The organism is Chryseobacterium sp. UF-81, assembly GCF_058245105.1.
Genome location: NZ_JBSIBX010000013.1, coordinates 84545 through 106145, shown reverse-complemented (window position 1 = coordinate 106145; position 21601 = coordinate 84545). Strand labels below are relative to the sequence as shown.

22 protein-coding genes are annotated in these 21601 nt (G+C 36.3%); 7 read left to right on the top strand and 15 right to left on the bottom strand.

Annotated features, from left to right (window positions below):
* Positions 1–267: 267 nt before the first annotated feature.
* Together AC4IFE_RS17020 and AC4IFE_RS17015 are read right to left on the bottom strand one after the other, a co-directional pair.
* On the bottom strand, positions 268–1548 hold the full coding sequence (locus AC4IFE_RS17020) for a spondin domain-containing protein (protein ID WP_490758337.1): 1281 nt from the start codon (positions 1546–1548) through the stop codon (positions 268–270).
* A 105-nt stretch (positions 1549–1653) separates the two neighbouring features.
* Positions 1654–2727 carry a branched-chain amino acid aminotransferase gene (locus tag AC4IFE_RS17015; protein ID WP_490758336.1) on the bottom strand — a complete coding sequence of 358 codons (1074 nt, stop codon included), beginning with the start codon at positions 2725–2727 and terminating at the stop codon, positions 1654–1656.
* An 85-nt stretch (positions 2728–2812) separates the two neighbouring features.
* On the opposite strand from AC4IFE_RS17015, the gene mnmC2 reads away from it, so the two are divergent.
* Complete coding sequence (mnmC2, locus tag AC4IFE_RS17010) at positions 2813–3511, top strand: tRNA (5-methylaminomethyl-2-thiouridine)(34)-methyltransferase MnmC2 (RefSeq protein ID WP_490758335.1); 699 nt, start codon at positions 2813–2815, stop codon at positions 3509–3511.
* Positions 3512–3608: 97 nt separating this feature from the next.
* Positions 3609–4025, top strand: a complete 417-nt coding sequence (locus AC4IFE_RS17005; RefSeq protein WP_490758334.1) for an NUDIX domain-containing protein — start codon at positions 3609–3611, stop codon at positions 4023–4025.
* A gap of 63 nt (positions 4026–4088) precedes the next feature.
* On the opposite strand, the gene AC4IFE_RS17000 is transcribed toward AC4IFE_RS17005, so the two are convergent.
* Positions 4089–4793 (bottom strand): DUF4294 domain-containing protein, encoded by a 705-nt coding sequence (locus AC4IFE_RS17000; RefSeq protein ID WP_490758333.1) that lies wholly within the window; start codon positions 4791–4793, stop codon positions 4089–4091.
* A 51-nt stretch (positions 4794–4844) separates the two neighbouring features.
* Between AC4IFE_RS17000 and chrP the strand changes: the two genes are divergently transcribed.
* Both chrP and rpe read left to right on the top strand, forming a co-directional pair.
* Positions 4845–5918 (top strand): chryseobasin maturation metalloprotease ChrP, encoded by a 1074-nt coding sequence (chrP, locus tag AC4IFE_RS16995; protein ID WP_490758332.1) that lies wholly within the window; start codon positions 4845–4847, stop codon positions 5916–5918.
* Positions 5919–6254: 336 nt separating this feature from the next.
* Positions 6255–6905: a ribulose-phosphate 3-epimerase gene (gene rpe / locus AC4IFE_RS16990; RefSeq protein WP_490758331.1), complete on the top strand. Its 651-nt coding sequence runs from the start codon at positions 6255–6257 to the stop codon at positions 6903–6905.
* 272 nt (positions 6906–7177) lie between these two features.
* Here the strand turns inward: rpe and chrI are convergent, their stop codons facing one another.
* The 11 genes from chrI to AC4IFE_RS16935 form a co-directional block, all read right to left on the bottom strand.
* Positions 7178–7675 (bottom strand): chryseobasin maturation helper ChrI, encoded by a 498-nt coding sequence (gene chrI / locus AC4IFE_RS16985; RefSeq protein ID WP_490758330.1) that lies wholly within the window; start codon positions 7673–7675, stop codon positions 7178–7180.
* Positions 7676–7708: 33 nt separating this feature from the next.
* Complete coding sequence (gene chrH / locus AC4IFE_RS16980; RefSeq protein WP_490758329.1) at positions 7709–8803, bottom strand: MNIO family chryseobactin maturase; 1095 nt, start codon at positions 8801–8803, stop codon at positions 7709–7711.
* 2 nt (positions 8804–8805) lie between these two features.
* Positions 8806–9018 (bottom strand): MNIO class RiPP chryseobasin precursor ChrA, encoded by a 213-nt coding sequence (chrA, locus tag AC4IFE_RS16975; protein ID WP_490758328.1) that lies wholly within the window; start codon positions 9016–9018, stop codon positions 8806–8808.
* Positions 9019–9280: 262 nt separating this feature from the next.
* A complete protein-coding gene (locus tag AC4IFE_RS16970; RefSeq protein ID WP_034707297.1) occupies positions 9281–9697 on the bottom strand; it encodes a nucleoside-diphosphate kinase in 417 nt (138 codons plus the stop codon).
* 677 nt (positions 9698–10374) lie between these two features.
* Positions 10375–11301, bottom strand: a complete 927-nt coding sequence (rsgA, locus tag AC4IFE_RS16965) for a ribosome small subunit-dependent GTPase A (protein ID WP_490758327.1) — start codon at positions 11299–11301, stop codon at positions 10375–10377.
* Between the two features lie 189 nt (positions 11302–11490).
* Positions 11491–12570 carry a chorismate mutase gene (locus AC4IFE_RS16960; protein WP_490758326.1) on the bottom strand — a complete coding sequence of 360 codons (1080 nt, stop codon included), beginning with the start codon at positions 12568–12570 and terminating at the stop codon, positions 11491–11493.
* A gap of 433 nt (positions 12571–13003) precedes the next feature.
* Positions 13004–13585 (bottom strand): hypothetical protein, encoded by a 582-nt coding sequence (locus AC4IFE_RS16955; RefSeq protein WP_490758325.1) that lies wholly within the window; start codon positions 13583–13585, stop codon positions 13004–13006.
* A 32-nt stretch (positions 13586–13617) separates the two neighbouring features.
* A complete protein-coding gene (dnaX, locus tag AC4IFE_RS16950) occupies positions 13618–14703 on the bottom strand; it encodes a DNA polymerase III subunit gamma/tau (protein WP_490758324.1) in 1086 nt (361 codons plus the stop codon).
* Between the two features lie 96 nt (positions 14704–14799).
* The gene (locus AC4IFE_RS16945) at positions 14800–15441 is read right to left on the bottom strand and encodes a TetR/AcrR family transcriptional regulator (RefSeq protein ID WP_490758323.1); all 642 of its coding nucleotides are present in this window, start codon (positions 15439–15441) and stop codon (positions 14800–14802) included.
* A gap of 6 nt (positions 15442–15447) precedes the next feature.
* Complete coding sequence (locus tag AC4IFE_RS16940; protein WP_490758322.1) at positions 15448–16704, bottom strand: aminotransferase class I/II-fold pyridoxal phosphate-dependent enzyme; 1257 nt, start codon at positions 16702–16704, stop codon at positions 15448–15450.
* A 425-nt stretch (positions 16705–17129) separates the two neighbouring features.
* Complete coding sequence (locus AC4IFE_RS16935) at positions 17130–17873, bottom strand: response regulator transcription factor (RefSeq protein WP_490758321.1); 744 nt, start codon at positions 17871–17873, stop codon at positions 17130–17132.
* Between the two features lie 81 nt (positions 17874–17954).
* Here AC4IFE_RS16935 and AC4IFE_RS16930 point away from each other — a divergent pair, with 81 nt between their 5' ends.
* From AC4IFE_RS16930 to AC4IFE_RS16920, 3 genes are all read left to right on the top strand, one after another.
* Positions 17955–18602 (top strand): DUF1349 domain-containing protein, encoded by a 648-nt coding sequence (locus AC4IFE_RS16930; protein ID WP_490758320.1) that lies wholly within the window; start codon positions 17955–17957, stop codon positions 18600–18602.
* Between the two features lie 746 nt (positions 18603–19348).
* On the top strand, positions 19349–19960 hold the full coding sequence (locus tag AC4IFE_RS16925; protein WP_490758319.1) for a response regulator: 612 nt from the start codon (positions 19349–19351) through the stop codon (positions 19958–19960).
* Between the two features lie 321 nt (positions 19961–20281).
* Positions 20282–20698 (top strand): hypothetical protein, encoded by a 417-nt coding sequence (locus AC4IFE_RS16920; protein ID WP_490758318.1) that lies wholly within the window; start codon positions 20282–20284, stop codon positions 20696–20698.
* Between the two features lie 58 nt (positions 20699–20756).
* Here AC4IFE_RS16920 and AC4IFE_RS16915 read toward each other — a convergent pair whose 3' ends face one another.
* Positions 20757–21302 (bottom strand): thermonuclease family protein, encoded by a 546-nt coding sequence (locus AC4IFE_RS16915; protein ID WP_490758317.1) that lies wholly within the window; start codon positions 21300–21302, stop codon positions 20757–20759.
* Positions 21303–21601 lie beyond the last annotated feature (299 nt).

The window sequence follows — 21601 nt, the reverse complement described above, 5'->3', positions numbered from 1 at the left end:
AAGATTAAAAAAATCAAATATTTAAAAATTTCAACCACAAAAAGGGGCAAAAGTTTTTGAAACACTTAAGTGTATTTAAAGTTTAAAATTCAGCTGCAAAAAAAAATACACTTAAGTTCTTATGAAAATCTTTGGTTTTCTGCTTATGTGATCTTATTGTTTTCAGGATGGTAAAACTTTTGTCTCTTTTGTAGTTGAATAAATGGGTTATTTGAAACAAAAAATCACCCGTAATAGGGTGATCATCTATTTTATATTGTTCAAATACTATTGAATAGTCACTTTAATCATCTGTGGAAGTGAAGGAAGTGTGTTGAACTGATTTGGGTTGGGCAGTTGCTGTACCGGCTGGCTTTCAGCCTGCGCCGGCCCCGACCCTATGTGCGCACCAGGAAAGGAGCTTTGTAAGGTTCCACTGTCAAAAAGCCCCATGATCGAGGAGATATCGCCACGCGTTGAGCCGTCTACCCCGTTATTCGTAGCCGCAATAAACCAGTCATTGGATTGGCCGTACATCGTTGCCAGTGCAATACGATCTCCTTTTCTTGCAGATATTACCTGTGATGCCTTACCGCCGTTATTCCCGTTTATTCTAGGCCGTAGAACACCTGTAGCCGGATCTTTAAGGACAAATACTTCTTTAATTCCTGGCCTGGTTTTAAGAAAAGCCGCCAAAACATCTGCATTTCCTTGCTGAGAAAGCTCCTTCAAACCTTCTCCACGGTCATTCTCCCCTGCCTTAAATATAGGATTGTCATTACCGCTATATACCACAACCAATACCGGTGAAAATGGAGAATTAGGCCCTGTAATTCCTGTAAGATACTGTTCAAGAGGCGTTGTTTTCCCCAATTCAGCAAGATCCGTCAATCCGTTGGCTGACGGTTTACCCGGTGAAAAAACAGGATCTTCTTTTAAAAGGGTTGTCCCGGAAATATGGGAAACAGCCCAGACTCCTGCACTTATTGGTGTTTCATTGGCTGTACCGCCTGAAGTATTGGTTAATTTCAAAGTGAACTTGGTTCCGCCCTCATGAGTCAGTTCCGCTTTCAGCAATTGTGAAGCGGGTGTTGCCAATGCAATTTCTGTAACATTCAACGGGGTGCCTTCTGCTACACCGGGATGGGTAACAGCAGGACCTGTAGGTTCATTTTTACGTGTTCCGTTATCCCAAAGTTTAATCTGTGAAGAAACATTTCCCGTTACCGGATCGCCGTTATCCTGGTAGAGTTTTAGTCCCGGATTGGCCGGGGCAAAAAATAAATCGTTACTGTTTCCATACATGGCAGCAAAACTTATCGTCTGTCCTTTCCCTGCATAAAATGTAAACGAAGCTAATTCTCCGGGATTGATGACAGGCGATGATCCTGCATTCTGGAAAGTTCCGGACTGCGTCAGTGCCTTGCTATCAATTATATTTTCTACAGTTATTGTGGCCGCATCGTTTACCAACATTTCTCCGTCATCATCTTTACTGCATGAGGAAACAGCTAAAACACTGACCATAGAAAGCAGACCCATAGATAATTTGAACTTTACGAATTGCATAGTATTCTAAATTTTGTGAAAAATTACCAATAATTGGCGAGAAAATAAAAAAACCGGCAGAAATTTATTTCTGCCGGTCATATTATGAATCAAATAATATTGAAATTAAACAGTTTCCAGAACGTCTTTTTCAACCATCACTCTCCACCCGAAAGGGTCTTCGCTAAGGTTGTTCTGAAGATCTGTAAGGTCCTTTTTAAGAAGAGCTGCAAAGCTTTCCTCATCGGACAGTTTAGGAAGTTCCAGTTTTGTACCTTGATATCCTAAAGCCTGGAATACAGTAGTTACAACAGCTGTTCCCACTCCCCAAACTTCTTTCAGGGTTCCGTTTTTCTGAGCTTCTACAACCGTTTTCACAGCGACAGGCTCTATTTTTACCTCAATTCCTCTTTTCTTGGCAAGTTGGATGAAGCTGTCTCTTGTTACCCCGTCAAGGATTTTTTCAGAAGTAGGCGGCGTATAGATTGTATCGTTAATTCTTACGAATACGTTCATTGTTCCACTTTCTTCAAAATATTCGTGAGTGGCGTCATCAGTCCAGATGATCTGCTCATACCCTTCTTCAATAGCAAGCTGTGTAGGATAGAAAGAAGCGGCATAATTCCCTGCTGCTTTAGCAGAACCTACTCCTCCGTTGGCTGCTCTAGAATAATGATCTGAAATTTTTACAGAAACCGGTTCTGAATAATAACTTTTCGCTGGTGTCGCAACGATCGCGAACATATATTTATTGGCAACTCTTGCTTTCAAAGCTTCTTCGGTAGCAAAAATCAATGGCCTGATATACAATGACATGCCTTCGCCCTGAGGAATCCAGTTTCTGTCGATATCTACCAATGCCTTTAATCCGTCCAGAAACATTTCTTCAGTCACTTCAGGCATTGCCAGACGCTTTGCTGATTTATTGATACGTTCAAAATTCTTTTCGGGCCTGAAAAGGAAAACCTGTCCGTCTTTGTCTTTATAAGCTTTCATACCTTCAAAACAAGCTTGTCCATAGTTTACACCCATCATGGCTGGCGTAAATGGTATTGGACCATAAGGAACCAATTTCACATCACCCCATTTTCCATTTTCATACTCACATATAACCATATGGTCGATAAAAGTATTTCCAAATGAAAAATTGTCCGGATCAAAGTCCGAAAGTCTGGAGTTTTCAGTTTTTTGAATTATCATTTTTTAAAATTTTTACGATGTTCTACAAATTTAACATAATTTTCTAAATATAAAAATTTTAGAGTAAATTTGACAAAAAAATAGCTTGAAAAGAGAGATTAAGACCACAAACGACGGTAGTAAAACTTTGTTTATCAATGACTTAAACGAAAACTACCATTCTCATCACGGAGCGCTTCAGGAAGCAGAACACGTGTTTATTAAAAACGGACTAAATCAATTAAATGATTACGAAATTAATATTTTAGAACTCGGATTTGGAACAGGTTTGAATGTTTTGGTGACAATTAATGAATATTTAAAAACTGACAAAAATCATGTCATCAATTATTTTTCCCTTGAAAAATACCCGATAAATGAAGCTGAAATGAATGACCTTGCCTATTTTGAGCATTTTGATAACCCGGAATTCAAAAATATTTATCAAAAAATTCATCAGTCAGAATGGGAAAAACCATCTGAAATCATTAAAGGCTTTACTCTGAAAAAGATCAAATGCGACTTTTTCGACCTGAAAGCCATAGACTTACCTAAAATCAACCTGGTCTATTACGATTGCTTTGGAGCAAGAGTACAGCCGGATTTATGGGAAAAACCACTGTTTGAAATGGTTTCCGACAAAATGTCCGTTAACGGATTATTAACAACCTACTCTTCTAAAGGAAGTGTAAGAAGGATTCTTCAGGAGCTGAATTTTAAGGTAGAGAAAAAGCAGGGCCCTCCGGGAAAGAGAGAAATGATGAATGCTGTGAAGATGGAAAGTGAAGAAAACAGAGAAGATTAGAAAATAGAAAAACAGATCATATAAGGAGTTAATTCGCAAATGGGTTTATTGGCTCTTTCTACTAAATTCCTTATTTTAGCTATACAAAATATTATATATGATTGATAAGATCAACATCAGAGTGTATGCGTGTGCAGTAAAGGACAAAAAAGTACTGACCCTGTTTGAAGAATATGCCGGTGAACAATTAATGAAATTTCCGGGAGGAGGTCTGGAATTTGGTGAAGGGCTTATAGAATGTCTTCACCGCGAGTTTGATGAAGAGCTCAATGTAAAAATTGAAGTTGTGGAACATTTTTATACCCAAGAAGATTTTCTGGTTTCACGTTTCAGAGAAAATGAGCAGCTGCTTACCATCTATTATATAGTAAACATAACAACGGAAGAAGATTTCCTGATTCTTGATCCGTGTATTGAGAAAATAGAATGGATAGATATTGACAGACCGGACAATCCTTTTCCGCTTCCGATAGATCAAATTGTATTCGATAAATTAAAAGAAAAATTCCTGTAAATAATGTACAGGAATTTTATATTTAGAGTCTGTTCTTGATTATACTTTAATAAGCTATTGGTTTTATTTTCTGACCTTAAAATCCGAAGCACCCGGATAAGGCTGTAAATAACCGGAATTCCAGTTGGACTGAAGCAGGGATTCTATAAACTCATCGGTTCTGTTTTCATGCGGATTGTATTGATCTTTCAGATCTATGTCTGCCATCTTTCCTTTTACATTCCACCAGAAAGCGCTCCATCCTCCTCTCATCTCTTTAATGATCTCATAGACATTTTTTCCCGTTGCTCTGTTCATCAGCTTGGCAAAAACCTGGCCTTCTGTTGTGGTAAGATCTCTCAGCTGTTTTTCATATTGATCTGCAAGTATATTCTGCCTTTCTCTTATAAATTTCCTTTTGGCTTTGTTGTCCATATCTGTCATATCCTTCTGGATACCTCTATACTGCTCAAGTGCAGTGACAAATAACGGATAAACTCTGTTCAGTTTTTTATTAAGGAAATAATAGTAATTCTTATCCAGCTGATTATTAAACCTCGGTTTGTTAACCAAAACCAACTCATCCAGCACTACCACAGGCTCACCGTTTATCTCATAAATCTTTACCTTCTGACGTTCGTCATAGTAGTATTTATTACCAAACTCATCGGTTTTTAAAGATTCAGCAGGATATTGGTTGAGGGGTTTCGCAATGATAGAATCCTTCTGACCAAAAACACTGACTCCAAAAAAGAGGATAAAAAGACAGACAATCTTGCTAAAATTCATTATTTTTACACTTCTAATAACAAAAATTACCCGCAAAAATCATTCCCTTTTATGAAATTTGAAAAGAAATCTTTGAAATTTTTAGAAAAATATTTAAACACCTCTTCACCAACAGGTTATGAACATAAAGGCCAGGAAATCTGGATGGATTATATCAGACCATATGTAGATAAAATAGAAGTGGATCATTACGGAACTTGCTATGGCATAATCAATCCCGATGCCGAATTTAAAGTAGTGATTGAAGCCCATGCCGACGAAATATCATGGTATGTTAATTACATTACGGATGAAGGATTGATCTATGTAATCAGAAACGGAGGCTCGGATCAGACGATCGCTCCTTCGAAAGTTGTCCATATTCATGGTGAAAAAGGAATTGTAAAAGGTGTTTTCGGATGGCCTGCAATTCATACAAGAAGCAACCAGAACGAACCAACCCCAAAAATTGAAAATATCTTCATCGACTGTGGGGCTATTTCCAAAAAAGAAGTTGAGGAAATGGGAATTTATGTTGGCTGTATGATCACTTACCCGGACGAATTTTTCGAAATGAACGACAGGTATTTTGTCTGCAGAGCATTGGATAACAGGATCGGAGGTTTTATGATCGCGGAAGTGGCACGACTCTTAAAAGAGAACAAAAAAACAATTCCATTCGGACTGTATATTACGAATTCTGTACAGGAAGAAGTAGGACTTTATGGGGCAGATATGATTGCTGACACCATCAAACCTAATATTGCCATCGTAACAGATGTTACCCATGACACTACCACTCCTATGATCGAAAAGAAAAAAGAAGGCGATCAGAAATGTGGTGACGGACCTGTGGTTTTCTTTGCCCCAAGCATTCATCATACCATCAGAGAACTGATTATTGATACAGCAAAAGCTAAAAAGATTCCTTTTCAAAGAGCTGCTGCAAGCAGAGCAACAGGAACAGATACTGACGCTTTTGCGCATTCTAACGGCGGGGTACCAAGTGCATTAATTTCCCTACCTTTGCGCTATATGCATACCACGGTAGAAATGGTGTCTAAAGAAGATGTAGGCAATGTAATCCAGCTGATCTACGAAACCCTTCTGAAGATTAAGCCTGAGATGAAGCTGAAGTATCATTAAAATGAAGAATATCTTTTATCATTTAATCCGAAAGCCCACTTTTATATCAATTTTAACTGCTCTTTTTTTTATTTATATAGCTTTTTTAATTATATATAGAATATTTGACCCTCCCAAAACAGGTTCAGCATATAATATGATTCTTGAAATGTTATTGATTTTTGGTATCATACCTTTAGGATTATTTATAATTGACAGGTTATTAGTTATTAAAATTAACTATATCAAATTAACAATCATAGAAACAATTGTATTTGGAATTATCTTCCTATATTATTTTTTGTTTGTTAACCCATTTTAAAGATTGAAATCTAAGTAAAAGTATAAAAAGTAAAAATGAAAACGAAGCTTATTGCTCCATCCCTTTTATCCGCAGACTTCGGGAACCTGCAAAGAGACATTGAAATGCTGAACAATTCCCAGGCAGACTGGTTCCACATCGACGTGATGGACGGAAGATTTGTTCCCAACATTTCATTTGGTTTTCCTGTAATGAAAACGGTACAGCAGCATGCCAAAAAATTTGTGGATGTCCATTTGATGATCGTAGAACCGGAAAAATATGTGGATGAATTTATCAACCATGGTGCAGACCTTGTTTCTGTACATTATGAAGCGTGCACACACCTTCACAGAACCATTCACCACATCCAGAGCAGAGGAGCAAAAGCAGGGGTTGTTTTAAACCCTTCTACTCCTGTACTGATGCTTGAAGATATTATTGCTGATGTAGATCTTGTTCTTTTAATGAGTGTAAACCCTGGATTTGGAGGTCAGAAATTTATTGAAAATACATACAAAAAGATTGCGGAGACCAAAGATCTTATCCTGAGCAACAACTCCACAGCACTTATCCAAATTGACGGCGGAGTTAATCTTGATAATGCCTCAAAGCTTTTCGAAGCTGGAGCAGACGTTCTTGTAGCAGGAAATGCAGTTTTCTCTGCAGAAAATCCTGAAAGAACGATTGAATTGCTTAAGATATAATCCTCCTTACTTATCCCATACAAAAAGGCAGCTAATAAAGCTGCCTTTCTTCTTTTAAAGTAACAACATAAAAACAGAAGGCAGCCCTTGGGAGACTGCCTTTCTTCTTGCGGAATTTGAGCTTATGTGGTTATTAGTTTTTTGTCTTAAAACTTTAAATGCTTAATATTCCTTGTGCTATTGCTGATGTAAATTTGCAAATAAAATCATATATACAACATCCGTATAAATACTGAATTTTATCATTAAGTATTTCTACGCAATCGGTCAAATTATCTGGGTAATTGTCTGTTCCAAATACATGCGCAGATGACCAGAACAATACTTATTACCGAAAATACAGTTCTTATGTTATTGAAAAGATTCCATCTGTTCTCAAAACTTTCCCGCATTTGTTTAACTGCTGCTGCTGTTGAATTACTGATGTCAAATTTATCCAGCATATCATTCAAAGGGACGTTTCCAACAACTGTTATTCCAAAAACACCTATGAGATAAGCGGCAGATGCCAGCAAAAGGAAAAGAAATCCCGGTTGCTCTCCCCTATACAGAAAAGTAGTTACGGGAAGCAGTACAGCAGTTCCCATAAAGCTCATGAAAAATACAGGATTAAGGATTTCGCGGTTGATACTCTGCATGGATCTTAAATATTCCGTGTCGGAAAGTTTTCCCAGTCCCAGAACTACAGAGCATGAATAGGCATAGAAAAGCCCGGCGATCAGAGCCGTAAATACGGCCGTAATTAGTAAAAATACCGTTGTCATTTTCATATATTTTGATTTGTGATGTATCTAAAAAATCCTTTAGTAAGGATTCCATTTTTTGATGATCTGCTGTGCAGTAGTAATCATTTCTTTATCCCAGTTTTCAGGCTTGAAATAATGAAAATCATGGTTTTTCACAGCATGAATCTGAGTTCCATCAAACAGCATTTTAGTCAATTCCGTCTGTTCATCGTACAACAGCTGATCTTCAAGAGGTGCTGAAGGTTCTTCATTTCTCTTATGCCAAACCTTTTTATTTCCTGTTGGAGAATCTGCAGTCTCGATGATTTCTTTTACGCGGTTGAAATCTTCAAAAAAAGCTTCTTTTTTTAAATCCGTATTTAAAGTATTTCCCAGTCTTTCAATAATGATATATTCCAGATGAGGGCATTGTGATAGAACGTCCGGAAGCATATTTAGTATTTCGTCCGGAATACTGTCATCATGAGTATCTCTTCTTACCGGTTTTTTCCCGTAAGCACTCTCCTGCCAGCTACCGCCTGAAAGATGAATTTCCTTTACCTTTTCCAATGGATACAGCCTGATGATTTCCTGCATTCCAATCTCAAAATTCCATGACTGGCAGTAGATATTATGCAGATCAAGAATAAGGAAGCCGTCAATATCTGCGGTAAGCTCATCAAGAAATTCTCCCTGCTCTTTCACGTCATCTATAGAAAACGAGAAGGCAAGATTTTCTACTCCCACAGGAACTTCTACAGCATCCTGAAGCCTTCTCAGTCTGTCTTTCCCTATCTGAAGCGTTTTAGGATGGAGCGGAACGGGTAATGGAACACCCTGATGAAAATTTTCGGTATTCATAAATCCGAAATGCTCGGTAATATGATTGTATTTTCTGTGCCTGAATTCTTCCTTTAATTTCTTAAGCCAATCTTCCTGTCTCTCAGTCCATCTTGCATCAAAAAGAGAATAATAAACACCGTGGCCAAGAAGCCTGTTATGTTCTGAATAAAAATCCAGAAGTCCGGAAAGCCATTCCGGTTCCTGTACATCATAAAATGTATCGAAAGACCATTCCAATACATCTACAGAATTATTTTGCAGAACAGGAAGTATAGCGGAGACAAAATCTGCTTCCGGCATCATGGATAATCCTAACAGCGGCTTTTTCATATCTATCCCATTCCACAGGCCGGACAGTAACCACTGCTTCTGAGAATAGTGTCTTTTTTCGGAACAAACCTGGTTTCAGCAGTCTTCACCGGCTTTGGAGATTCTGCCTTTTTAATTTTACTTACCGGCTTTTTCGCTTTTCTGACAGGCTTTGTAGTCTGCCCTGATGCACTTACAGCCAATAAGCTGGCCATTACTAATGCTGGAATTTTCATAACATTTTCTTTTCAGGAAGTTTACAATAAGTATTCCATTTATGATAATGCTAAAAATACAATAATTTATTAAAGGTTATTTGCGAATTATATTAAACTTTCATCTTTGCTATTTGTATGTGTTTATATATTCTGCGAGAAATTAATGTTGTTTTATTTATTGATACATCAAAATAATGATTTACAGAAGGCTATTTCAGACATTTTGACACAAAAAAACCAGAGAAATTCTCTGGTTTTATATTTTTTGAGGTGGGGTTTCTTAGAAAATCTCTCTTCCTGAAAAATGGAACTGAGCCTCGATAAGAGCGTTCTCGTCAGAATCTGAACCGTGAACTGCATTTTCACCGATGCTTCTTGCAAACATTTTTCTGATTGTACCTTCTGCTGCATCAGCAGGATTTGTAGAACCAATCAATGTTCTGAAGTCTTCTACTGCATTGTCTTTTTCTAAAACAGCAGCCACGATAGGACCAGAACTCATGAATTCTACCAACTCACCATAAAATGGTCTTTCAGCGTGTACTTCATAGAATTTTTTAGCATCAGCAACCGTAAGTTGAGTTAATTTTAATGCTTTGATCTTAAAACCTCCTTCAGCGATCTTACCTAATATAGCACCGATATGTCCGTCTGCTACTGCATCAGGCTTAATCATAGTGAATGTAATGTTAGACATAAATGTATATTTTTTTAATGCGGCAAAATTACAAAAAATATCTTTGATTTTTATTTTAATTTTTTTTTAACATAAAAATAACTTTTATTAAGAAATGGAGAAAAAACTTTGGCATAGTAATTGTTAATTCTATTACGATTCTCATGTTTAATTTGAGTTTTCATGGTTATTAGTTTTTACCCAGCCTCGGCTGGGTTTTTTATTTGCATAAATTCAAGTAAAATATTGCGAATTTGACAATTTTAAAAAGCCATTAAAATCATATTAATACATTATTGCTTCTATTTCAATCAATGAGATAAAGTTATTTTTTTGATATTTTTTATGGCTGCTTTTTTGAACAGAATTTAAATTCCTCAAAACAGTCATATTTTGGCAAAATAATTGAGACAAAAAGTAGAGTTATTATAAAAAACGGAAACGTTTTCTAGGACAAAGTAAAATGTTCTAAAATTTTTTTAGAAGAATAGAAAAATTGAGATGCTCACATTTTACGTAAAAGTATCCGATTTGAATTAACGCAAAAGTTTCTTTAAAGTAAATTGAGTTGCAAAACCGGAATTAATCCTTAGGCTTGATTAAACATGCGTATGATCTGTCTGGTAAACAATCTTTACATAGTTTTACCAAAATTAAATAACAGTACTAATAAGTAAGGAGGTAAAACTGATCATATTTTACTTTTGGGAAGATTCTTCAGCCTCCTCCATCAGCTTTACATAGTTGGCATAACGGGAATACTGGATTTCTCCGGTTTCAAGGGAATCAAGAACTGCACATTTAGGTTCATTAATATGAAGACAGTTGTGAAATTTACACTCTTCCCTTTTTTTAAAGATCTCAGGAAAATAGTGCTGTACCTCTTCTTTTTCAATGTCTATCATAGCAAACTCACGTACACCCGGAGTATCGATAACGTTACCGCCAAAATCCCAGAAATGCATCTGGGCAAAGGTGGTGGTATGCTTTCCTTTGAGGTGAGAGTCTGAAATCTCAGAAGTTTTTAAATTTAAACCAGGCTGCAATGCATTAACCAGTGTAGATTTTCCACATCCTGAGTGGCCGAAAAAAACAGAAGTCTTATCTTTAAGGAGCTCCTGAAGCTGATCAAAATTGAGTTTAGAATAAGATGAAATTTCCAAAGTATCATAGCCTATTTCCTGATAAAGGAATTCTATATCTTTCACCAGTTCTATTTCCTCTTCGTTCAGAACGTCAATTTTATTAAACAGGATTAAAGGTTTAATATTGTAGGCTTCACAGCATGCCAAAAAGCGGTCAAGGAATCCGAGTGAAGTTTCCGGATGCTTGAGTGTAAAGATAAAACATGCCAGATCTATATTAGAAGCAATGATATGTGCTTCTTTTGAAAGGTTGACTGATTTTCTGATAAGATAATTGGTACGTGGCTCTATTTTAGTGATCCATGCAATATCATCCTGTTCTAACTGAAATTCTACAAAATCTCCTACAGCAAGCGGATTGGTAAGCCTGGTCTTGATCAATTTGAATTTACCACGAATTCTGGCTTCGAAAATTTTGTCTGTTTCGAATTCCATGACCTGGTACCAGCTGCCTGTAGATTTAATGATTTTTCCTTTCATAGATAATATGGATGCAAATATAAGGAATTAGGGATTAGGGTCTAGGATATAGTTGGAAACATATCAAATAATTCTCCAATGATCATAAATTTCAAGCCCCATTATTTATATGTGTAAAAACTTTAAGACAAGTCTCTCCAGCTAAACTCCCTAATCTTTAATCCCTAATCCCTAATCCCTAATATCCTATTATCTGTCAATCATGATACTATTCTGTACCTCAATAGATTCTTCGTGGATTGCTTTGAAAACTTTCTCAATAAATTCCTGAGACATTCCGGTTTCCCTCGCTTTCTGTGTAGCGTATTCAGTAATCACCTTCCATCTTTCAGGCTGGAAGATCGCGATATCATTTTCTTTTTTAAGTTTACCGATCTTTTCGGAGATCTTCATTCTTTGGGAAAGAAGCTCAATCAGCTGAAAATCGAGATCAGAAATCAACGTTCTGTGTCTTCCCATCTCATTATCGAAGCCTGCAAGACCCGAATTTCTTACTTTTAAGTTTCCGATCAGTTCTGCCAGTACTTCAGGAGTGATCTGCTGTGAAGCATCGCTCCAGGCTTCATCAGGATTGCAGTGGGTTTCAATAATGGCTCCCTGGTATCCTACGTTCAATGCTTCCTGGGTAATATCTGCAAGACCTGTTCTGTTTCCGCATATGTGGGAAGGGTCTATCAGCATTGGAATATTCGGGAACTGGCTTTTGAAATCAAGGGCAATCTGCCAGTTCGGGTTATTTCTGTATTTTGTTTTCTGGTACGTAGAAAATCCTCTGTGAATTACCCCCAGGTTTTTAATATCCTGTCCTAAAAGTCTTTCTAACGCACCGATCCATAAAGCAAGATCCGGATTTACAGGGTTTTTCACGAAAACAGGTTTATCAGTTCCTCTTAAAGCCATTGCAATTTCCTGAACGGTAAAAGGGTTTACTGTAGACCGTGCCCCGATCCAAAGGACATCTACATCCGCTTCCAAGGCTGCAAATACGTGGTGGGCGTTGGCTACTTCTGTAGCAGTCTTGAATCCGTATTCTTCCTTTACTTTTTTCAGCCAGTTCAGACCGATAACCCCTACTCCTTCAAATCCATTCGGCTTGGTACGCGGCTTCCAGATCCCTGCACGGAAGATAGGCACCTGTGCATTGGTTTCTCTTATTCTTTTAGCGGTTTCAAGCATCTGAGCCTCACTTTCCGCACTGCATGGTCCCGCGATCATTAATGGCTGCGAAAGCTCGTTGATCCACTCGTTTTTTACATCTTTTAAATTCATATTTTTAAATTTATTGTTTTTTATTTTTCTTGAATTAACAGCAATAGTCCTTTGATTATAAAATTTATTTTTATAATTCTTTTCAAAAAATGCCGTTCAAAGTTTTTTAAAGGAATCAGGAAAATAAAAGGACTTTAATCCTCCTGTATTTTTTGGAAAGAAATTCAGTTAGCAGTACCAATAAAATCGATAATACGTTCTGAAATTTCTATAATAGAAAGCAGAAAAACTAAAATAACCGCTAAAGAAATCAGCGGGTACAAAATGAGACAGATATGGGATGAATAGTTTTTCCACTTTGGGTCTGTAACTTCTGTTGTAGTTTTTTTAATCTAATTTGTTTTTGTCAAAAACTTATTTTTCACAAAAATATTTGACAAAGATATAAAAAAACTCAGTCCAACAAAAAAAAAACTGTGATAAATGCAATAATTTATGTCAGATCAAATTTCATTAGATCATCAAGGTCTTTTAAAAGCGGGTTTTTTTCGATAAATTTTTCGAATATTTTTCTTTTGGTAACCACTTCAATTTTGAGGTTGTCAAAGTCCCGTTGATAATCTATTTCAATAGCATGGTTGTGAACCTTAGTTTTGAAATGATTGAAAAATTCTCCGGCGATCTTGTCAAATTCTACTTTGGCAGAATCTGAAGGATACAGAACTTTGATGGTATTTTCTCCTGCCTTGATCAGTTTGAATGTCTTTACAGCATTAAAGATAAAGCTGTTTTTTTTCTGAAGCTGTTTGAGCATCAGGTTCCATTCCATCTGCAGATCGGTTTCTGTAAAATGATTCTGGGGAAGGTGTTCTGCTTTTACGGCTACCGCTTCCTCTTTCTCTACTTTTTCTTCTGTATTGAGAAATGAATTGATGCTGAAACCTGAAGAAATTCCCTGTCTTGATAAAGGCTTTGTTGTTTTTACAGTGGTTTCCCGAATCACTTCAGGCTGTTGTTGAGCAGTTTTTTCTGCTACGGTTTCTTTTTTTTCGGGAGCTTTTTCCGGTATTTTCACTTCCTGTTTCTCACTGAGAAACGGAGCCAGTATTAAGAACTTTTTTTTTTAGTATCGCCTAAATTGGCTATCAGGGAAGACAGCTGCATCAGTGCAATTTCTACTGTAAGTCTTGGGTTCTTGGAATTCTTATAGTTAATATCCGCATGGTTGCAGATCTCGACGGCGTCGATGAGCTGCTGGGCATTCCATTTCTGGCTTTGCTCTACGAATTTCACCTTGGTCCTCTCCCCGACTTCAATAAGCTCTATCGTCCTGGCGTTCTGGGCCATCATGAGGTCTCTGAAATGATTCCCCAATCCTGCAATGAAGATATGCGGATCGAAACCTTTTTTTACAATTTCATTAAAAGCGAAAAGGGTTTCGGGAATTTTATTTTCCTTGGCCAGGTCCACTATATTGAGATACTGGTCATAATCAAGGATATTAAGCACTTCGGCAGCTTTGGCCAGTGTAATGTTCTTCTGGGAAAACGTGGAAAGCCTGTCAAAGATAGAAAGAGCATCTCTCAAGGCGCCATCTGCTTTTTGGGCAATGAGATACAGAGCATCATCTTCATACTGGATATTTTCCTTCTGAGCAATGTTTCTTAAATGTCCCTGAATATCTTCAATGGTAATTCTCTTGAAGTCATAGATCTGGCAACGCGACAAGATGGTAGGAATTATTTTGTGCTTTTCTGTAGTTGCTAAAATAAAAATAGCATGTGCAGGCGGTTCTTCAAGGGTTTTAAGAAAGGCATTAAAAGCTGCAGAGGACAGCATGTGCACCTCGTCGATAATATAGACTTTATATTTACCTACCTGAGGCGCAAAGCGAACCTGGTCTATCAATTCCCTGATATCATCCACGGAATTGTTGGATGCCGCATCTAACTCATAGATGTTATAAGCAAAGCCGTCTTCTGAAACTGAACCGTCCTTTTCGTTGATCTTTCTGGCCAGAATTCTGGCACATGTAGTTTTACCCACACCCCTTGGACCGCAGAAAAGCAAGGCCTGAGCCAGCTGATTTTCTCCAATAGCATGTTCTAAGGTATCTGTAATATGAGATTGCCCTACTACAGTGTCAAACTGTTGGGGGCGATATTTTCTTGCAGATACGATAAAGTTTTCCATTGGTCAAAAATAAGAAATATAGTTTTAATCTGAAAATTAAAAGTTTTCAAATATCAACAAAAACTGATTTTTGGTAGATTGGAAAAGTTTTAATCATTAATCTTTTGCTTTCTTTGTTTTGTAGTAGTGGTCTATAATCTCAACAATCACTTTTTGAACTTCGCCTCTTCCTTCTTCAGTTCTCATATCGATACCACAGAATTCAGTTCCATTATATGCCGGAAATAAGTTCAGATAGTAAACTCCTGCTGCTATTAATGCTAGCATAGCTCTAACATTTGTAGCATTTTCTCCAAAGTAAGGATCGGTTACATTTTCAAAGAGATTAGCCGCTACATCTTCTCTTTGCTTCAATATATTTTTAAGTATAGGCTTGCTTTCCGAAAGTTCCCAAAGAATAATTTTTTGTAATTCCTTATTTTTCTTCAGGCTTTCAAACTGCATAAGAATTCCTTGGGTTAAGGCTTCCTTACCTTTACCTACTTGTATTTCTTCTTCAATGTCCGGGCTGAATTTGCTCCAATAATCCTGAGATTTGATGTATTCGTCAATAAGTTTATCTGTACTACCGAAGTATTCATAGATAAGCTTCTTATCAAAACCGGCTACTGCTGCAATCTTACTTACTTTCAGACCAGAGTATCCTTTAACTCTCAAAATTTTACCAACTGCTGCAAGCAGTTTCTGCTTTGTTTTTTCTTTGTCCCTAATGGGGCCTTGCACTACTTTTCTGGGCATAATTTATTATTTTTTTGCAATATGCAATTTTTTATTTATATCTTCAAAAACATTAAGTGTTTTATCAAGATGTTCTTTCTCGTGTCGGGCTGTTACTGTCATTCTTATCCGTGCATCTTTTCTGGCTACGGCAGGGTACATAATAGGATTTGTATAAACTCCTTCTTCAAGCAGTATTCTCCCGATATCCCACATCTTATTCTGATCTCCTATTTTCACTGGAATGATAGCTGAGCAGGTAATTCCTGTATCCAAACCTAAATCATTAAGACCTTTTTTGAAATAATTGATATTATCCCATAGTTTATCTTTCCAGAATGGTTCTTCATCAATAAGATCAATTGCTTTTAAAATTCCGAAGGAAGAAGGCGGTGGTGTTACTGAGAAAATATGCTGTCTGGACTGAAATTTAAGAAATGATGCTATTTTTTTGTTAGCAATCGTATATCCTCCCAGATTACCAAAAGTCTTGCTAGATGTTCCTGTTATAAAATCTACCTTATCTAATAAACTGTCGTCCTCCAAGGCTCCTCTTCCAGTTTTTCCCATAACTCCAACACCATGGGCATCATCTACCATGAGATAGGCATTATATTTTTTTACAAGAGCATATATTTCTTTAGCGCGTGAAGTATCCCCTTCCTGAGAGTATACTCCATCTACAATAACCAGCTTTGTACGGTACGTATCTTCACATACCTTCAAAATGTGTTCCAAAGCTTCCAAATTATTGTGTGGAAATGTTTTTTTATTTGTAAAAGCACAACCCTCATGTACACTGGCATGTACTCCCATATCCAGAATAGCAATATCTTCTTTCTGCATTAAAATCTGTAAAGTGGCGCTGTTAGCTGCATATCCGGTAGTAAACAATACAACTTCATCTTCATTTCTTCCAAAGAAATCAGCAATCTTTCTTTCTATTGCATTATGGTAATCAAAATATCCACCGATCAGAGGTGACGCTCCTGTACCTGTTCCGTATTTTTCTATTCCTTCAATAGCAGCCTGTTTTACTTTGGGATGTTGTGTAAAACCCAAATAATCACTGGAAACAAAGCTTACATATTCTTTATTCTGGTCTGCAATATTGATATTTAATGTTGCATTGGTTCCGGTAGTATTTTTCAATCTGTAATTCATATGTCCTCTGGATTTCATATGATCCAGAAACTGGTAAAAATAATCTGCTCTTTGAGCAATATCGTAATCAGGGATATTCTCAAAATCTTTAAATGTTGCTGTTGCAAAATCAATGGTCATCCTTAATGTTGTTAGTGTTAGTGTATATTTTAGTTGTTTGAAGAACAAATATATGATTATTTAAAGCTTGCAAAATCTATCCATTATGTTAAACATTATACATAATATAAGACATTTACCTTATGATCTGATAATCAAATCACTTTACTTATCCATATATCTATTGAGTGTTTCAATGGTTAGTTATTTTTTTACAGAACCTAAATTAACAAAAAAAGGCAACAATAAATCACTATTCTTAAATAAATCACAAAAAAAAGACAAATGCTTCACAATTGCCTCATTACTAAAATATTATCTTTTAAACTTAATTTTTATCTGTTGGAATTTAGGAATTTATAAAAACTTTTTTAGGTTATTCTGGTATAGAATTAAATATAAAAAATAAAAAAAGGGAAGCTTCGGAGCTCATTGTAAGCGAACCGCTAATAAAAACTGTCCTTAAATGCCTGTACAGAATTTTTCACCTTCAGTTTTTCAAGGATATTCTGACGGTGCCTGCTCACTGTATTTATACTTATAGAGAGGAACTCTGCAATTTCTTTGCTGGCAAAGCCTTCGCCTACATATTGTAAAACTTCCAGTTCTCTCTTCGAAAGAATGTGCTGATAATTCAGCTTATCTTTTACTATAATTTCACCTTTAACTGTATTAATGATCATAAAATCAGAAACCGGAAGCTGCGTCTGTTCCAATGCCATATGATAAAGGCAAAACGCAAATCTCAGCTTACCGTTATCCGGTGAATAAATATAAAACATTCGATGTTTTACAAGCTTGTATTCATCATTTTTATCTTTCATCCTGATTCTGGAAAGTACAGAATAGTCCGCTCGAAGTTCCGGAGCCATCGCATCCATCATTTCATAAAACCTCAGTTCGTGGATATATTTTTTGAGCCTGTCATCCGGATGTATCTTTTTAATGATCTCTTCTTCCCATATAGAACCTATTTCCGCAGGGTTATCCTGCATGCTTAAGCCCAATTCCCATGCAGCTTTAGATTTATATACAAAACTTTTGTCTTCCTGCATGTCGCTCAAAACAGATATGGCACCTTCCATCCGGGAATATATTAATGTTCTCTGTTTATATTCTTCTATATCAAGCTTACATGTCTGAGATGACGGGTCCAAAAGACGGCTATTCAGTTTTTCTATAATTTCCATAAATGGTTATTTATCAGTATTGGCAAAATATAGGTATAGTTATACTTTTGCTAAAATAATAAATTACACCCAGCTAAGAGGATGAAGAGATTGATTTTTAGTATTTGTGCTGTTCTTATTGCCCAGAAAACGCTTTCGCAGACTTTGGAAAAGATGAACTGGTTTAATGAACCTGAAAAATGGGAAATTAAAAACAACAGTCTGCTAATGACTGTCACTCCGCAAAGTGACTACTGGAGGATTTCCCACTATGGATTTACCGTAGATGACGCTCCTTTTTATTATACAACCTATGGCGGAGAATTTGAAGTGAAGGTAAAGATCAGTGGAAATTATAAGGCAAGATTTGATCAGATGGGACTTATGCTTCGAACTGATAAAGAGAACTATATAAAGGCCGGCATTGAATTCGTAGATGGAAAATACAACCTGAGTACTGTAGTAACACATGGGACAAGTGACTGGAGCGTTATTGCACTGGACAATATTCCTTCTGCAGTCTGGATAAAAGCTGTGAGAAGACTGGATGCTGTGGAAGTATTTTATTCTTTTGATGATAAGAATTACACCATGATGCGCAATGCCTATTTACAGGACAATACTCCTGTAATGATAGGCCTGATGGCTGCCTGCCCGGATGGAAACGGTTTTACGGCAGTTTTCGAGAATTTCAGGGTAAAACATCTTCCCGACCAGCGCAGACTGAAATGGCTTGAAAACAACAAATAGCGATTGAATTTTTTTCAATATACAGTCAATTTTTATTCGCCTCCCTTTTTCGGGAGGCTTTTTATTTTTAAATTTCTTCTGACCAGCATAGAATTTTTCAAATATTAGTTCACAATTTTTTTTCAAAAAAATGATACTATTTCACTTGATGAAGATAAAAAAACATACAGTCATGCCCAATGGGTCTGGTTATTAGATAAAATTCATATTAAATGCATCGGATTATGTTATTTATGTTTATAAAATTACTAATTTTACAGGCCAAATTCAACTTGTTTTAACGGCAAGATATCTAAACACAAAAAAATATTAATGGAAAAAAATGGATTCAGAATTCCCAACACTTAAAAAACTTCGGCTTGTATAATGACTATTATTAATAAATTTTCGCCCTAATCAAAGCGAAGAGCATAGATCATTTATGTATTTATGAAAGCCTGGACATTGTTTTTTGTAATTTTGTTTTTAAGCATTTACGGACAGCGTCACATTTCTACGAGGTGTATTACTAGCAACGGATTTCTGCAGAAAAGCGCAAAGGCCATTGTGAAGAACGATCATGATTTTATGTGGATGCTTACTGAAGCTGCTCAAAACAGAATCTACCGCTTTCCTCTCTTTCAAAATAATCAAAAACTAACTACAATAACCACCGGTACGGGAATTGAAATATCCGCTAACATGAGATTCAAATGCAGGTATTCCAAAGAAACTATCGTTAAAACAACTCCTATTAAAAATTTTATATGAATGAAAGAATCTTAATCGCTGATGATCACTATGTAGTAAGAGCAGGAGCTGCTCTGGTTTTAGAGTCTGCCTATCCAAAACTCAAAATCGATTTTGCAGAAAACTATGACCAGGTAAAAGAACAGGTATCTGAAACCCTTTACGATCTCCTTCTTCTTGACATTGATATGCCCGGAACCCGGTATAAAAAAATGATCTCTGAACTTAAGAGTATTCAAAAAAATCTGAAAATCCTTGTTTTTTCCGGACATGGTAAGGATGTGGCCATCCAGTATATCCGTGAAGGCGCTGAGGGCTATCTCAGTAAACAAGGTTGTGAAGAAGAGATCAGGGAAGCAGTAAAATCGGTCATTCAGAAGGGATATTACTATCCCAGTGAACTGATTGGACTTATTATTCAGAATAAAAAAAGCAATCCTGCAGAAAAGCTGTCTTCGCGGGAATATGAAATCTTTAAACTCCTGGCCAAAGGTTCCGGAAATCTTGAAATCGGGAATAAACTGGACATCCAGATGTCTACTGTAAGCACCTACAAAAAAAGAATCTTTAAAAAACTTAATGTTTCCAATATTGCAGAACTCATCAAAGTACATGAAATGATGCATTAAGAAGCCAAAGCAGACAATCTTAAAACCAGGACCGGACTCCATGCTTTTATGGACTGTTCTTATTTTACTGTTATATGGCTGCCAAAACAGAGATTAAAAGATATTAAGATTCTTTAACCAAACAATAGATACCACACGGAAACCACACGAATATTTCATTTTTCACACAAATTCAGTTAATTTCAGTATTATTTTAACGTATAATTGATTATTTATGTTAAAAATTAATAAAACAATTAACATTACAGGATATTTACTATTAGTCTGGGCATAATATTTGCAATTGAATATTTACACACACCTTTCTAAACTCAAAATATTATGAATGCAGCAGATCTTAAAATTAAAAACTTAGTTGAATACAAAAATCAGATTTACACGATTACTGAAATATTTCAGGGGACAGGTCATGATTACTTTGTAAAAATCGAAAATGACATCCACAGTATTTCAGTTCCGGCAGATTCTCTTAAACCCATTCGGATAACAGAAGAATGGCTCGAAAAGTTTGGATTCCTGAGAACGTACAGTTCAAATGAAAGAATCCGCTACGAAAGACCTGAACCATTTATTAAATATGACATTGATCTGAGTTCAAGGAAAATCCTTGAGGGATTGAAAATATATGGAAACTCGATCAAATGTAAGTACATCCATGAGTTTCAGAACATTTTTTCGTGCCTTTTCGGAAAGGAACCTGCAACTTCCAATTTTGGACTGTTAAAGACAGAGTCGTAGTTTATTATTATGTTGATTATAAAGGAAACCGCTGTTTTTTTTGCAGCGGTTTCTTATTTTATATTGTTTCAGCTTTTTCAAATTCCTGTTTTTTTTGAGCCTGCTGTTCCTGTTGTTTTTGGATTCTTTTCCTTTTAGCATTTTCCCGCTGTTCTTTACGGAAATCCCACGGCGAAACTGCTTTTTTATCCTGCCACAGTCCCAGCTTTTTGATTTTTGCTGTTTCCTGCATTTTTCCCAGGCCGGTATCTTTAGAATAAGAATAGTACCACCATCCATAGCCGGCTTTTATAATCTCTGCAGAAAGATATTTCCCATTGTCATAGTAAACTTTGGCTACTGAACGCCCATAACGGTCTTTATTAGTTTCTATGAATTTGATCTGCCTTGCAAAAACCTGATCTGAGGTAAACTTTTTCGCATTTTTCCCAAACGGCTGCCGGTTTTCAGGACAGTCTACCTCTGCCAACCGAAGTTTTTTCTGTACATTTCCTTCCAGTAGAACCGTAATCGTGTCACCGTCTGAAATTCCAACTACTTTAGCCGTTGTCTGTGAGAAGAGGAAAAGAGGAAAACATAATAATGCTGAAAGAAGTATTCTCATGATGCAAAATTATATATTTATTTCCGGAAACCTTTTACCACACGGAGTTTTTATTTATCCTACCCTGAAGAAGAACAATAAATAATGTGCGAGGGGTTAGAATATCACACAATAAAAAAGGAGGCTGTTAGCCTCCCTTTTTCTGTATCAATGATCTACAAAGATCAAGTTAACTTCTTTATATTAATTTGTGTTTTTTTAAGTTGAGTTCAAGAAGTTACTTCATGATCATTCATACCTAATCTTATTTTCATCATTTGTGTTCTAATAAAGCTTACCGTTTGGATTAAAAACTTTTT

Excerpts from the sequence above, each read along its gene's own strand:
- chrH (WP_490758329.1), bottom strand. The coding sequence starts at position 8,803 with ATGAAAAAGCCGCTGTTAGGATTATCCATGATGCCGGAAGCAGATTTT.
- AC4IFE_RS16930 (WP_490758320.1), top strand. The coding sequence starts at position 17,955 with ATGAAGAGATTGATTTTTAGTATTTGTGCTGTTCTTATTGCCCAGAAA.
- AC4IFE_RS17005 (WP_490758334.1), top strand. The coding sequence starts at position 3,609 with ATGATTGATAAGATCAACATCAGAGTGTATGCGTGTGCAGTAAAGGAC.
- chrA (WP_490758328.1), bottom strand. The coding sequence starts at position 9,018 with ATGAAAATTCCAGCATTAGTAATGGCCAGCTTATTGGCTGTAAGTGCA.
- AC4IFE_RS17020 (WP_490758337.1), bottom strand. The coding sequence starts at position 1,548 with ATGCAATTCGTAAAGTTCAAATTATCTATGGGTCTGCTTTCTATGGTC.
- AC4IFE_RS16935 (WP_490758321.1), bottom strand. The coding sequence starts at position 17,873 with ATGGAAATTATAGAAAAACTGAATAGCCGTCTTTTGGACCCGTCATCT.
- AC4IFE_RS16940 (WP_490758322.1), bottom strand. The coding sequence starts at position 16,704 with ATGACCATTGATTTTGCAACAGCAACATTTAAAGATTTTGAGAATATC.
- AC4IFE_RS16960 (WP_490758326.1), bottom strand. The coding sequence starts at position 12,570 with ATGAATTTAAAAGATGTAAAAAACGAGTGGATCAACGAGCTTTCGCAG.
- AC4IFE_RS16920 (WP_490758318.1), top strand. The coding sequence starts at position 20,282 with ATGAATGCAGCAGATCTTAAAATTAAAAACTTAGTTGAATACAAAAAT.
- rpe (WP_490758331.1), top strand. The coding sequence starts at position 6,255 with ATGAAAACGAAGCTTATTGCTCCATCCCTTTTATCCGCAGACTTCGGG.
- AC4IFE_RS17015 (WP_490758336.1), bottom strand. The coding sequence starts at position 2,727 with ATGATAATTCAAAAAACTGAAAACTCCAGACTTTCGGACTTTGATCCG.
- AC4IFE_RS16970 (WP_034707297.1), bottom strand. The coding sequence starts at position 9,697 with ATGTCTAACATTACATTCACTATGATTAAGCCTGATGCAGTAGCAGAC.
- chrI (WP_490758330.1), bottom strand. The coding sequence starts at position 7,675 with ATGAAAATGACAACGGTATTTTTACTAATTACGGCCGTATTTACGGCT.
- AC4IFE_RS17000 (WP_490758333.1), bottom strand. The coding sequence starts at position 4,793 with ATGAATTTTAGCAAGATTGTCTGTCTTTTTATCCTCTTTTTTGGAGTC.
- AC4IFE_RS16925 (WP_490758319.1), top strand. The coding sequence starts at position 19,349 with ATGAATGAAAGAATCTTAATCGCTGATGATCACTATGTAGTAAGAGCA.
- rsgA (WP_490758327.1), bottom strand. The coding sequence starts at position 11,301 with ATGAAAGGAAAAATCATTAAATCTACAGGCAGCTGGTACCAGGTCATG.
- chrP (WP_490758332.1), top strand. The coding sequence starts at position 4,845 with ATGAAATTTGAAAAGAAATCTTTGAAATTTTTAGAAAAATATTTAAAC.
- AC4IFE_RS16945 (WP_490758323.1), bottom strand. The coding sequence starts at position 15,441 with ATGCCCAGAAAAGTAGTGCAAGGCCCCATTAGGGACAAAGAAAAAACA.
- AC4IFE_RS16915 (WP_490758317.1), bottom strand. The coding sequence starts at position 21,302 with ATGAGAATACTTCTTTCAGCATTATTATGTTTTCCTCTTTTCCTCTTC.
- dnaX (WP_490758324.1), bottom strand. The coding sequence starts at position 14,703 with ATGGAAAACTTTATCGTATCTGCAAGAAAATATCGCCCCCAACAGTTT.